Raw genomic sequence first — 12,927 nt, 5'->3', positions numbered from 1 at the left:
CCTGTAATTGCAGCTTTACCGGCAACATCAACCATAAACTGTCCTGCAGTTCCACAATTTGCTCAGGCAACAGCTACTGATGCTTGCGGCTCTGCAATTACACTTACCTTCAATGATGTGACTACGCCTGGATCATGTGCCGGAAAATATTCAGTAACCAGAACCTGGACAGCTACCGATGCTTGTGGAAACTCATCAACAAGATCACAAACCATTAATGTACAAGACCTAACATCGCCTGTTATACCACAAGCTCCAGCAAACGTGACTGTTTCTTGTAGCGGTGATATCCCACCAATGATATCATTAACCGCCAATGATGCTTGTAGCGGGCCAATTACAGTAACAGGAACAGATACAATGACTGCTGGAAGTTGTTCAAGCAGTTATACTGTAACCAGAACATGGACATTTGTTGATGTTTGTGGAAATACTTCATCTGTAAGTCAGATCATCAATGTATCGGATAGATCCAATCCGGTTTTACAAGCCCCTCCTGCAAATATTACCGTTTCATGTGCAGGTGAAGTTCCTCCTATGATTTCTTTAACCGCAACAGATACCTGTGCCGGAGAAATTACAGTAACGGGAGTTGATACTACTGTACCTGGAAACTGTCCGAACTCCTACGTCATTACACGAAGATGGACAGTTGCCGATCCTTGCGGAAATTCAGCATCTGTATCGCAAACCATTACTGTTCGAGATACTACTCCTCCGGTAATTGCACCGCTTCCAGCCACGTCCACCATAAGCTGTCCTGCGGTTCCTGAATTTGCACAAGCTACGGCAACTGACAATTGCGGTTCTGCTTTCACACTGACATTCAACGATGTGACGACTCCAGGACAATGTGCCGGTTCTTATTCCGTTACCAGAACATGGACGGCTCGTGATGTCTGCGGAAATTCATCTACAAAAACACAAACCATAAATGTCCAAGATGTTACTGCTCCTGTTATAGCAGATTTACCGGCAGCATCAACTATTAACTGTCCTGCTGTTCCTCAATTTGCTCAAGCTACAGCTACAGATAATTGTGGTTCTGCTTTCACACTGACATTCAACGATGTGACAACTCCGGGGCAATGTGCAGGTTCTTATTCCGTTACCAGAACATGGACGGCTCGTGATGCCTGCGGAAATTCATCAACAAAAACACAAACAATCAATGTTCAGGATGTAACTGCTCCTGTAATTGCAGCTTTACCGACAACATCAACTATTAACTGTCCTGCTGTTCCTCAATTTGCACAGGCAATAGCTACCGATAATTGTGGTTCAACTTTTACGTTAACATTTAATGATGTGACTACGCCCGGACAATGTGCCGGTTCTTATTCTGTAACCAGAACTTGGACAGCTAGAGATACCTGCGGAAACTCATCAACAGCTACACAAACCATAAATGTTCAGGATATTACTGCACCGGTAATTGCAGCTTTACCGGCAACATCAACCATAAACTGTCCTGCGGTTCCGCAATTTGCTCAGGCAACAGCTACTGATGCTTGCGGCTCTGCAATTACACTTACCTTCAATGATGTGACTACGCCTGGATCATGTGCCGGAAAATATTCAGTAACCAGAACCTGGACAGCTACCGATGCTTGTGGAAACTCATCAACAAGATCACAAACCATTAATGTACAAGACATAACATCACCTGTTATACCACAAGCTCCTGCAAACGTAACTGTTTCTTGTAGCGGTGATATCCCACCAATGATATCATTAACCGCCAATGATGCTTGTAGCGGGCCAATTACAGTAACAGGAACAGATACAGTGACTGCTGGAAGTTGTTCAAGCAGTTATACTGTAACCAGAACATGGACATTTGTTGATGTTTGTGGAAATACTTCATCTGTAAGTCAGATCATCAATGTATCGGATAGATCCAATCCGGTTTTACAAGCCCCTCCTGCAAATATTACAGTTTCATGTGCAGGTGAAGTTCCTCCTATGATTTCTTTAACCGCAACAGATACCTGTGCCGGAGAAATTACAGTAACGGGAGTTGATACTACTGTACCTGGAAACTGTCCGAACTCCTACGTCATTACACGAAGATGGACAGTTGCCGATCCTTGCGGAAATTCAGCATCTGTATCGCAAACCATTACTGTTCGAGATACTACTCCTCCGGTAATTGCACCGCTTCCAGCAACAGCTACTATCGATTGTAAAATGCAACCTCAGTTTGCTCAGGCTACAGCTACAGACAATTGCGGTTCTGCTTTCACACTGACATTCAACGATGTTACTACTCCAGGTGAATGTGCCGGTTCTTACTCTATAACCAGAACATGGACCGCTACAGATGCCTGCCAAAATGTATCAACATTATCACAAACTATTGTCGTAGAGGACACTACTCCTCCGGTATTTAACGCTTTACCTGAGGCATCAACTATAGACTGTACACAACAGCTTCAATTTACTCAGGCAGTAGCTACAGATGACTGTAGTCTTCCGATTGCTTTAACATTCGCCGATGTAACCACTCCAGGTGAATGTGCAGGCTCCTACTCTGTAACCAGAACATGGACAGCTGCTGATGCTTGCGGAAATTCAGCTACAACATCACAAACAATTAATGTTCAGGATATTACTGCACCGGTTTTCGAAGCATTGCCAGCTGCATCAACAATTGACTGTACTGCAACACTTGAATTTGCTCAGGCAGTAGCTACAGATGATTGCAGTCTTCCGATTGCTTTAACATTCGCCGATGTAACCACTCCAGGTGAATGTGCAGGCTCCTACTCTGTAACCAGAACATGGACAGCTGCTGATGCTTGCGGAAATTCATCTACATCATCACAAACAATTAATGTTCAGGATATCACACCTCCTATTATTGAAACGCTTCCTGAAGCAGCTACAATCAATTGCCCAGCGCAGCCTGAATTCGCACAAGCTGTAGCAACTGATAATTGTAGTTTGCCGATAGCTTTAACATTCGTTGATGTTACTACTCCAGGAGCATGTGAAGGTTCGTATTCCATTACAAGAACATGGACGGCTGCTGATGGTTGCGGAAATTCATCTACGGCATCACAAACCATAAATGTTCAGGATATAAATGCGCCTGTAGCACCTCAAGCTCCGACAGATATTACAGTTTCCTGTGGTTCCGAAATCCCGACAATGGTAACTTTAACAGCTAGAGATAATTGTAGAGACGATATTACAGTGGAAGGAATCGACGTGATTACACCAGGTACATGCAGTAATTCATACACTGTAGTAAGAACATGGACTTTCACTGATGCTTGTAATAACACTTCATCTGTAAGTCAAACTATCACTGTTTCAGATATCATTCCTCCTACATTGCCAGAAGTACCAGCCGATTTAACCGTGTCTTGTGCATCTGAAGTGCCAGCAACACTTTCTCTGACAGCAGTAGACAATTGTACCGGAAATATAACAGCGGAAAGTGTAGATACATTAGTACAAGGAGATTGTCCTAATTCATTTGTAGTTACCAGAACATGGACATTTACCGATGTGTGCCAAAACACATCCACTATGTCTCAAATAATAACTGTTTTTGATGAAACTCCACCGGCACTAGTGACCAATCTTAGTGAAGTGGTAACAGCACCATGTTCTAGCATTCCAGCTGCTCCTGAACTTGAATTTTCAGATAGCTGCGGAGGAGAAGTTACAGTTGTATTTGAAGAACACGTGGATCCTAATTCAGAGATTGAAGGTAGTTATGACATAATCAGAACTTGGACTGTGACCGATATTTGTGGTAATCAAACTGTGGTTTCACAAACTGTACATGTTACTGTTGGCGACACTTTTAGTGCTGATAATCCGGATTTGTGTAACAATGACAGTGCATATACCACATTCAATTTGATGTCACTTCTTCCGTTAGGAACCGAACCTGGAGGTCAATGGGTTGGTGTAAATATACATGATGCCCTTATTAACCACGCCAATAATACAATTGATGTAACTCAGCTGCAAACCGGTTATTATACACTCCAATACATCCTTACAACTGAACAAACAACATGTCCTAGAAAATTAGAATTTTACGTTCATGTGGTTGATGATTGCGGAGTGTTGGCTGCGTGTACTATTACTGTGAACAATGGATTCTCTCCAAATAATGATGGTGAAAACGATTACCTAATTATCGACGGATTAGAATGTTACCCTGAAAACAATCTTCAGATATACAACCGATGGGGAATTCTGGTATTCGAAAAAAGCGGCTATAACAATACAACTGTTGTTTTTGACGGAAAATCTGAAGGAAGAGCTACTCTTAATAAAGGTGAATTATTACCTGGAGGAACCTATTTCTACATCATGAAATACAAAGACAATGAGTCTGGGCAATGGAACGATAAATCTGGATATTTATATTTAAGCAGATAATTCTCATACTTCTATTAATTATTTACCAAATTAATTTAAATTAGTGAACATGAAGACAAAATTAATAACACTCGTTTTGGGATTAATAGGTATGATGGGTTACGCTCAACAAGACTCACAGTATACACAATATATGTATAATACCATTACCATAAATCCTGCATATGCCGGTTCGCGAGAGGTTCTAAGCATCTTTGGCTTATACAGAGCCCAATGGGTTGGTTTGGACGGAGCGCCTACAACTGCTGCGTTCTCTGTAAACTCACCCATTAGTGATTCAAGTTTTGGAATTGGATTGTCCGTTGTTAATGATAAAATCGGACCTGCAACTGAAACTAATATATCTGCAGACTTGTCATACTTTATCCAAATGTCTGAGAATTACAAACTGGCATTCGGATTAAAAGGAACAGCAAATCTTTTCAATATAGATGTAAATAAGCTGACTATCGAAAATCCGGATGATCCCAGATTTCAAAATCTCGATAACGATTTCAGTCCGAATGTCGGAGCAGGAGTATATCTGTACTCAGACAAATTCTACGCAGGTTTATCAGTTCCTAACTTTTTCGAAACAAATCATTACAAAGACAACTCAGTTTCGATTACAAAGGAAAAAATGCACTACTATTTCATAACAGGTTATGTTTTTGATGTTGGAAGCAACTTGAAAATCAAACCTTCAATACTTATGAAAGCAGCGGAAGGAGCTCCGCTGCAAGGCGATGCTTCTTTAAACTTTTTGATCTATGACAAACTAACTCTGGGAGCAGCCTACCGATGGGATTCTGCCTGGAGTGCAATGGCCGGATTTCAAATATCAAACTCTCTCTTCATAGGATATGCGTATGATATGGAAACTACTGATTTAAAAAATTATAATGACGGGTCCCACGAGATCTTCCTGAGATGGGAATTGTTCAATAATTCTAAAATGTTAACTCCTCGTTTCTTCTAAATTGAATAGTTATGAAAATCAAAACACTACTTATAATTGCCATTTTCAGTATTGGTAATAATATATATTCTCAATTCGGGAAAGAAGCAAAGGCCGACAAAAAGTATGACAATTATGCTTATATCGATGCAATAAAGATATATGAAAAAGTTGCGGAAAAAGGCCATAAATCGATAAGCTTATTTGAAAAACTGGGCGATGCCTATTACTTCAACGGTGAATATGATAAAGCCGAAAAATGGTATTCCCAATTGTTTGCAATGCCTGAAGCTGCGGATGCTGCCCCTGAATATTATTTCAGGTATGCACAATCTTTAAAGTCTGTCGGTAATTACGCTAAAGCAGATGAATATCTAACTAAGTTTTTCCAGAAAACCAATAATCCTACAGGTGCAGAACTGGTGAATCAGAAAGATTACTTGGCTGAATTGCAAAAAGATTCGGATAGATATAAAGTTGAAAATGCCGGTGATATCAATACCGAATACTCCGACTACGGATCGATGTTCAAAGGAGGCGATGTTATATTTACTTCTGCACGAAAAAGCAAAGATGTCTTCCAAAGAAAACACAGTTGGACAGGTCAGAATTTTACAAGACTTTTCACAGCCAAAGCAGCTGAAGACGGTAAACTCAGTGAAGCCAAGGAATTCTCGAAAGACCTTGATTCAAAATTTCACGAAGCAACACCTGTTTTTTCAAAAGACGGTAATACCGTTTATTTTACCAGAAACAACTATAATGAGGGCAAAAAGAGAAAAAGTGATGACAAAGTCACCAAACTTAAAATCTATAAAGCCACTTTAAAAGACGGAAAGTGGCAGGATGTAAAAGAACTTCCGTTTAACAATGATAATTACAGTGTAGCCCACCCTGCTTTGAGTGCAGACGGAAAAACATTGTACTTCTCATCTGATATGCCGGGAACTTTAGGACAATCGGATATTTTCAGAGTAGCTATCAATGAAGACGGTTCTTTTGGAGCTCCTGAAAATTTAGGAGAGAAGATCAATTCTCCAATGCGTGAAACATTTCCTTATTTAGACGATAAAAATGTATTGTATTTCTCTTCAGATGATCATTTGGGCGTTGGAGGTCTTGATGTTTTCGAATCTAAAATGAATAAAGATGGATCATTCACATCGATAAAAAATGTTGGAGCTCCCGTAAACAGTCCTAAAGACGATTTTGGATACATCGTAAATACACAAACCCATATTGGTTATTTTACCTCAAACAGGGACGGCGGTGCAGGTTCTGACGATATTTATAAATTCAAAGAAAGTATTTGTCTTCAGATAATAAAAGGAAAAGTAACTGATATTTCTTCTTTACAGCCTTTAGCTTCAGCTAAAGTAATATTAATGAATGCCAATATGGAAGTAATCAAGACCATAGATGCGGATGCATCCGGAAATTTTGTCTTCGAAGAAGGTATTGAGTGTGATAAAAAATACTACATAAGGGCTGGATATCCGGATTATGAAACTAAAGAAATTGGTGTAGCAACACCTCTTTCCAGCGGTGAAACAAGAGCAGATATCGCTTTAGTGAAAAAAGCGCCTCCTATTGTTGTGGGAACCGATCTTGCAAAAGTACTGGATCTGGGAATCATTCTTTTCGATTTGGACAAATGGAATATTCGTCCTGATGCAGCTGTGGAATTAGAGAAAGTCATTGCCGTAATGAAAGAATACCCTAAAATGAAAGTGGATATCCGTGCGCATACCGATAGTCGTGCAACTGCCAAATACAATATGAAACTTTCAACAAACAGAGCAAAATCAACTTTAGAATATATGGTGAAAAATGGTATCGATCGAAGCAGATTAACTTCGAAAGGATATGGAGAATCTCAACTGTTAAACAGATGTAAAGACGGAGTAAAATGTTCCGAAGAAGAACATCAAAAAAACAGACGAAGTGAATTTATCGTCATTAGTATGGAATAATCATTCTTTTTTACAATTCGTTTAATTAAAAAAAGCATTCACTTAGGTGAATGCTTTTTCATTTTTAGGATTATAAAAACCCAGAAACTAAACACATATTGTAATTAAGATTATTTTCTGATAAAGATGGTAGTGAAATACCTTTTTCCTTCTGCATTTTCTCGTACAGAAATTCCAAAGTGAGTATAATTACCTTCCATGTTAGCTTTATGAGCCGGGCTGTTAATCCATGCATCAACTACAGACTTTGCTGTAGAATAATTGTAGGCTAAATTCTCTCCAACAGCCACGGCTCCTAAAGTAACTTTCAAATTCTCCTCTCTTTGGGCAAAAAGGGCATGCGTCAATGTATTGATCGATATCATATATTCATCGTGTTCTTCCGAAACATTAGAAATATGATTTATTTTTTCAAGTGATTTTAAATCTTTACTTATGCGGTACTGATTAATTAAATTAGCAACTTCCAATTCAATCTGGCTGTAAGCGTACTTATCATTTACAGCATATTCTGTAGATGATGTGTTTTGAATTGATTCTTCTGTACTTTCAGTTGAACAAGAAGCAAAAACCAGCAGAAGTGTAACGATAGACAGGGAACGAAAAAACGATAACTTCATAAAATCAAATTTTAAATGTCAAGCTCTGTTTTTGCACCAAACAAAATTGTAACTGACTGACTTACAGAGCTAAATTAGTTAAAAATCGATTATCTACAAAAAAAATCGATAAAATACACTAAATTTTAACATTTATATTTGTTTTTCTGAAGTTTTAAGGTGAAAGTCTTTCGATTTTCCAATTAAAATCTTCTAAAAGCTGATAACGTATGCGGTCGTGAAGTCGATTTGGCCTTCCTTGCCAAAATTCTACCGATACAGGTCTAACCAAATAACCACCCCAATGTTTCGGACGTGGAATTTCTTTGTTTTGATATTCTTTTTCCAAAGCTTTGAGGTTTTCCTCCAAAAAATCTCTTGAGGGAATAACTTCGCTTTGTGGTGAAACTACGGCACCTAACTTACTTCCATCCGGGCGACTGTCAAAATAGTTGTCGGAAACTGTCTCAGACGTTTTTTCTGCAATACCCTTAATTATAACCTGTCTCTCCATGGAATGCCAAAAAAAGGACAAACAAACATTTGGGTTATGTTCCAGTGCTTTTCCTTTTTCAGAATTATAATTGGTGTAGAAAATAAAACCTTCCTCATTAAACTTTTTAAGCAAAACTACCCTGGCCTTCGGAAATCCATCGAGACCAATTGTAGTAACTGTCATTGCATTAACCTCTTCTAGTCCGTCAAAATCTTCAGCTTCATAAAACCATCTGTGGAATAAATTAATAGGATCTTCAGGGATATTGGTTTCCAGAAGTTCACTCTTTTCGTAAGATTTTCGGTAATTGCTTAAATCGGACATTATCTTAGGCTCCTTAGATTATTAGATTAGTTAGATATTTAGATTTCCTGGAAACATAGATTACTTTCATTTCTAGATTTCTTAGAAACTCTGATTACTTATTGATGATTCACTTTAATATAAACATAGCTGTTTTTTTCGAAATTTCTTAATTAAAAAATTCTAAGAAGTCTAATTTTCCAACATTCTAAGTTGTCTAGAATTCAAATTCCCTCCCGTCATCGGCCAGTAGAATATTCGGAAAAACGCTTTCGGCTTCACTTTTAAATCGTTCAATAGAATCATATCGTGTGGAATAATGCCCTAAAACCAATTGTTCTACATTAGCTTTTTTAGCAATTGTAGCAGCTTGCTTAGCAGTACAATGCATTGTTTTTTCGGTCAGATGTTCTTCAGATTCCAAAAATGTACTCTCATGATATAAAACGGTAGCATTTTCTATGATTGGCACAATACTTTCATCATAAGCTGTATCAGAACAAAAAGCATAGCTTCGTGACGGTTCTGGATCGAAAGTCAGCTTTTCATTAGGAATTACTCTTCCGTCTTCCAAAGTTATATCGCCACCATATTTTATTTTCTGATAATAGCAGGTTTCGATATCGTGGTTTAAAATAGCATCAATATTGAGTTTACGCTCACGGTTTTTTTCCTGAAATAAAAAACCATTCGTATATACTCTGTGCCTAAGCGGGATGGTTTTAATGATTACTCTCTCGTCTTCAAAAACAACTTCACTTTCTTTGCTTTCCAGTTCGTGAAAATAAAGATTATATCCGGTATAAGAATTTGATAATCTGAGTTGTAAAAGGATTACTTCCTTAATTCCTTTAGGTCCGTAAACATGTAAATCCGTTTGACGGTTCAACAACATGAAAGTGGAAATTAACCCCACCAAACCATAAAAATGATCACCGTGAAGATGCGAAATGAAGATATGTTCGATTCGCGAAAACTTAATCTTATTTTTTCGAAGCTGTACTTGGGTTCCTTCTCCGCAATCAATTAAAAACATGCGATTTTTTATTTCCAGAACCTGTGAAGTCGGATTGGTAATTGTACGTGGTGTGGCAGCATAACAGCCTAGAATTGTCAGTTTCATTATTTTCAGTTTTCAGTAGCAGTGCTAAGTCGCAGTTTCTGAATACTGTAAACTGTAACTGCCTACTAAATTAGAATCCTAAATCGCGTTCGATTTCTTCCATTTCAATCATGTCGTGCGCCTCTAAAAGCGTTGGAACAACCAACAAAGAGGCCGGTACGTCATTAAAATCGATGTTTTCGGCAACAATCACAAATGATTTTTTTGCCTTCTTGTGTTTTTTAGATAATTCCACAAAGGTTTTGATAGCCTTTACATCTGCCGATTTATCATGGGAAACATCCAAAATAAGATTGCGGTCTTTAAAGGATTCGTATTGGTCTGTAACTTTCTTAAGAAACTCCGAAACATCACCTTCGGTATCTTTTAGAATTGTAGTGTGTATTTTATGGTCTACTTTCATTATTAAATTAAGTTGCTAAGTGGCTGAGTTGCTAAGTTACTGAGGATTTTCAGTTTTAACAAATCAATTTTATTGTAACATCCACTCCATTAAGTTTTCTTTATCAATAATAGACCAAGAATGTGGATGACGTTCTCCATTGGCGCGGTATCCTTTGTTTTTGGTCTGAATCAATTCAACATTCGAAAAACCTTGTTTTTTCAATTCCTGTGAAAGTTTTTCAATGGAATAAGCATTCATTTCTTCGTAACTCTGATCGCTGTCTTTTTTCCACCAGTCTACATCAGGTTCTGTATAAAGTCTTATTTTGGTATTCTTTAAAGCCGATAGATTTTCAATATTTCCGGTTTGATAGGTAAAGGGCGAAACTTGCTCATATTTTTGAATACCGTTTTTTGGACTGCCTAATTTAGTGTTAAAATCACCAACTATCCATTTGGATTCTTCAACAGTTTCTTGAGAGAAGTTTTTAGCAATATTTTTTTCGCAATTCTGATAGATTTTCAGTAAATCCACAGGTGAATCCCCTATAAAAACGCCTTTGGGTTGGATTTTACTTTTTGATTCAACAAAATAGTTACCTACTAACAAACTCACATTTCCTCCACTGGAGAAACCTCCGATATAAATATTTTCAAAAGAGAGTTGATTGGTTTCAAAAATTGTAACCATTTCATTTGCTAATGACGCTTTTTCATTGTCTTTTAAAAAAACACTTTGATTGAAATTCATCAACACTACCGAAACCCCTTTCTTTGTGGCAAGTTCAATAATCTTAAACTCATTTTCAGTATCCTTAGCAAAATGCCCAAAACCCGGAAACAAAACAAGCGTTCCTTTTGAATCGGCAACTTTAACCAGCTCATAATTCTTATTTTTCACAGTTTCAATTTTATTCGAAGCCTGTAAATCAGAAAGAGCCTCCTTATTTGTGTTCTTACAAGAAGTAATCAGAATAAAAAAAGCTCCTAAAACTGCTAATCTCATAATAAAACTTTTAACTTATCCCTTTTAACTTTTGACTATTTTATCTTCTGCGCCAATAAATAGATTACAGCCATTCGAACTGCAACCCCGTTTTCAACCTGGTTTAAGATAACCGATTGTGAAGAATCCGCCACATCAGAAGTTATCTCCACTCCCCTGTTAATTGGCCCCGGGTGCATGATTACTATTTCTTTGCTTAAAGAATCGAGTAATGCTTTATCAACACCGTATTGTTGCGCATATTCACGTGTTGATGGAAAATAATTCACATCTAAACGTTCATTTTGTACACGAAGCATATTCGCAACATCACACCACTCCAATGCTTTACGAAGATTTGGTTCATATTTCACTCCAAGCGATTCAATGTAGCGCGGAATCAACGTTTTTGGGCCGCAAACCATAACTTCTGCCCCTTGCATTTGCAGTGCAAATATATTGGAAAGTGCCACACGGGAATGTAAGATATCACCAACAATCACAACCTTCTTCCCACCTACTTCACCAAGTTTTTCGCGAATGGAATAACTGTCCAATAAAGCTTGTGTTGGATGCTCATGTGCACCGTCTCCAGCATTTACAATACTCGCATTAACATTTTGTGATAAAAAATAAGCTGCTCCCGGATTTTTATGGCGCATTACAACCATATCCACTTTCATTGAAAGAATATTGTTTACGGTGTCAATCAATGTTTCTCCTTTTTTAACCGAAGATTGAGCCACAGAAAAACTCATCACATCTGCCGAAAGACGTTTTTGCGCTAATTCGAACGATAGTTTGGTACGCGTACTGTCTTCAAAAAAGATGTTGGCAATGGTAATATGTTGTAATGAAGGTACTTTTTTAATCGGACGATTGATTACTTCCTTGAACTGATCGGCAGTTTCGAAAATTAAATCGATATCGTTTTTGTTGATGTATTTTATCCCTAATAAATGATTGACGCTTAGTTCTTTCATTGTTATGCTGTGTTGTTGTAATTCTTAGTTGTTTGTTGTTTTGGCTACTAAAAGCACCTGATCTACTCCGTCATGTTCTTTCCAGTTCACCAGTACCCTTTCGTTATTGATGGCATCTACCTGTCGTCCGCGATAATCCGGCTGAATAGGTAAATCACGACTGAAACGTCTGTCGATAAGCGTCAAAAGCTCAATTCCGGACGGTCTTCCAAACGATTGAATTGCTGTTAAAGCGGCACGGATACTTCTTCCGGTGTATAAAACATCGTCTATAAAAACCACTTTTTTATCTTCTACCAAAAAATCGATTTGGGTTTTATTGGCTTCAACCGGTTTTTCGGTTCTTCGAAAATCGTCCCTGAAGAACGTAATATCCAAAAATCCAAGCGGAATGTTTTTAATATTATATTCCTCTTCCAAAATCTGTTTGATTCTCTCTGCAACAAATTTACCGCGTGGCTGAATGCCGATAAGGATAGTGTTTGAAAAATCGAGATGCTTTTCGATTAACTGACAAGCCAAACGATGTAGAATGATATTGACTTCTTTTGAAGTGAGCAATACTTTTTGACTCATATATGAAGTGTTGAGTTTGGAGCGTAAAAGTACAATTTTTTTATTTAAAAAAAATTTTGCTGTACTCAGTTTACATAAAAAAGACCGCTTTTTGAACTGTCTTTTTTTTAAATGTTTTTGATTGAAATCATTCTTTAATGAATCGAAATGTTCCTACACTTCTC

10 protein-coding genes are annotated in these 12,927 nt (G+C 37.8%); 3 read left to right on the top strand and 7 right to left on the bottom strand.

Annotated elements, in window-relative coordinates; genetic code table 11:
* The 3 genes from FEDK69T_RS12580 to FEDK69T_RS12570 form a co-directional block, all read left to right on the top strand.
* Positions 1-4,404, top strand: a 4,404-nt coding sequence (locus FEDK69T_RS12580; RefSeq protein WP_035656405.1) for a gliding motility-associated C-terminal domain-containing protein, incomplete at its 5' end; no start/stop codon positions are given.
* A gap of 49 nt (positions 4,405-4,453) precedes the next feature.
* Positions 4,454-5,362: a PorP/SprF family type IX secretion system membrane protein gene (locus tag FEDK69T_RS12575; protein ID WP_035656404.1), complete on the top strand. Its 909-nt coding sequence runs from the start codon at positions 4,454-4,456 to the stop codon at positions 5,360-5,362.
* 11 nt (positions 5,363-5,373) lie between these two features.
* Positions 5,374-7,314 (top strand): OmpA family protein, encoded by a 1,941-nt coding sequence (locus FEDK69T_RS12570; protein WP_023574551.1) that lies wholly within the window; start codon positions 5,374-5,376, stop codon positions 7,312-7,314.
* 110 nt (positions 7,315-7,424) lie between these two features.
* Here FEDK69T_RS12570 and FEDK69T_RS12565 read toward each other — a convergent pair whose 3' ends face one another.
* The 7 genes from FEDK69T_RS12565 to pyrR form a co-directional block, all read right to left on the bottom strand.
* A complete protein-coding gene (locus tag FEDK69T_RS12565; RefSeq protein WP_023574550.1) occupies positions 7,425-7,934 on the bottom strand; it encodes a CAP domain-containing protein in 510 nt (169 codons plus the stop codon).
* Between the two features lie 154 nt (positions 7,935-8,088).
* Entirely contained in the window at positions 8,089-8,733 is a 645-nt protein-coding gene (gene pdxH, locus FEDK69T_RS12560) for a pyridoxamine 5'-phosphate oxidase (RefSeq protein ID WP_023574549.1), read from the bottom strand.
* A 196-nt stretch (positions 8,734-8,929) separates the two neighbouring features.
* The gene (locus FEDK69T_RS12555) at positions 8,930-9,835 is read right to left on the bottom strand and encodes a ribonuclease Z (RefSeq protein WP_023574548.1); all 906 of its coding nucleotides are present in this window, start codon (positions 9,833-9,835) and stop codon (positions 8,930-8,932) included.
* A 70-nt stretch (positions 9,836-9,905) separates the two neighbouring features.
* The gene (locus FEDK69T_RS12550; RefSeq protein ID WP_023574547.1) at positions 9,906-10,238 is read right to left on the bottom strand and encodes a hypothetical protein; all 333 of its coding nucleotides are present in this window, start codon (positions 10,236-10,238) and stop codon (positions 9,906-9,908) included.
* A 69-nt stretch (positions 10,239-10,307) separates the two neighbouring features.
* Positions 10,308-11,225: a hypothetical protein gene (locus FEDK69T_RS12545; protein WP_023574546.1), complete on the bottom strand. Its 918-nt coding sequence runs from the start codon at positions 11,223-11,225 to the stop codon at positions 10,308-10,310.
* A 35-nt stretch (positions 11,226-11,260) separates the two neighbouring features.
* Positions 11,261-12,187 (bottom strand): aspartate carbamoyltransferase catalytic subunit, encoded by a 927-nt coding sequence (locus tag FEDK69T_RS12540; RefSeq protein ID WP_023574545.1) that lies wholly within the window; start codon positions 12,185-12,187, stop codon positions 11,261-11,263.
* A gap of 24 nt (positions 12,188-12,211) precedes the next feature.
* Positions 12,212-12,763 carry a bifunctional pyr operon transcriptional regulator/uracil phosphoribosyltransferase PyrR gene (gene pyrR, locus FEDK69T_RS12535; protein ID WP_023574544.1) on the bottom strand — a complete coding sequence of 184 codons (552 nt, stop codon included), beginning with the start codon at positions 12,761-12,763 and terminating at the stop codon, positions 12,212-12,214.
* Positions 12,764-12,927 lie beyond the last annotated feature (164 nt).

The organism is Flavobacterium enshiense DK69 (genome assembly GCF_000498495.1).
GTDB lineage: Bacteria > Bacteroidota > Bacteroidia > Flavobacteriales > Flavobacteriaceae > Flavobacterium > Flavobacterium enshiense.
The sequence above is the reverse complement of the archived record's forward strand: the minus strand, read 5'-3'. Positions and strand labels throughout refer to the sequence as shown.

Excerpts from the sequence above, each read along its gene's own strand:
- FEDK69T_RS12555 (WP_023574548.1), bottom strand. The coding sequence starts at position 9,835 with ATGAAACTGACAATTCTAGGCTGTTATGCTGCCACACCACGTACAATT.
- FEDK69T_RS12550 (WP_023574547.1), bottom strand. The coding sequence starts at position 10,238 with ATGAAAGTAGACCATAAAATACACACTACAATTCTAAAAGATACCGAA.
- FEDK69T_RS12540 (WP_023574545.1), bottom strand. The coding sequence starts at position 12,187 with ATGAAAGAACTAAGCGTCAATCATTTATTAGGGATAAAATACATCAAC.
- FEDK69T_RS12565 (WP_023574550.1), bottom strand. The coding sequence starts at position 7,934 with ATGAAGTTATCGTTTTTTCGTTCCCTGTCTATCGTTACACTTCTGCTG.
- FEDK69T_RS12545 (WP_023574546.1), bottom strand. The coding sequence starts at position 11,225 with ATGAGATTAGCAGTTTTAGGAGCTTTTTTTATTCTGATTACTTCTTGT.
- pdxH (WP_023574549.1), bottom strand. The coding sequence starts at position 8,733 with ATGTCCGATTTAAGCAATTACCGAAAATCTTACGAAAAGAGTGAACTT.
- FEDK69T_RS12570 (WP_023574551.1), top strand. The coding sequence starts at position 5,374 with ATGAAAATCAAAACACTACTTATAATTGCCATTTTCAGTATTGGTAAT.
- FEDK69T_RS12575 (WP_035656404.1), top strand. The coding sequence starts at position 4,454 with ATGAAGACAAAATTAATAACACTCGTTTTGGGATTAATAGGTATGATG.
- pyrR (WP_023574544.1), bottom strand. The coding sequence starts at position 12,763 with ATGAGTCAAAAAGTATTGCTCACTTCAAAAGAAGTCAATATCATTCTA.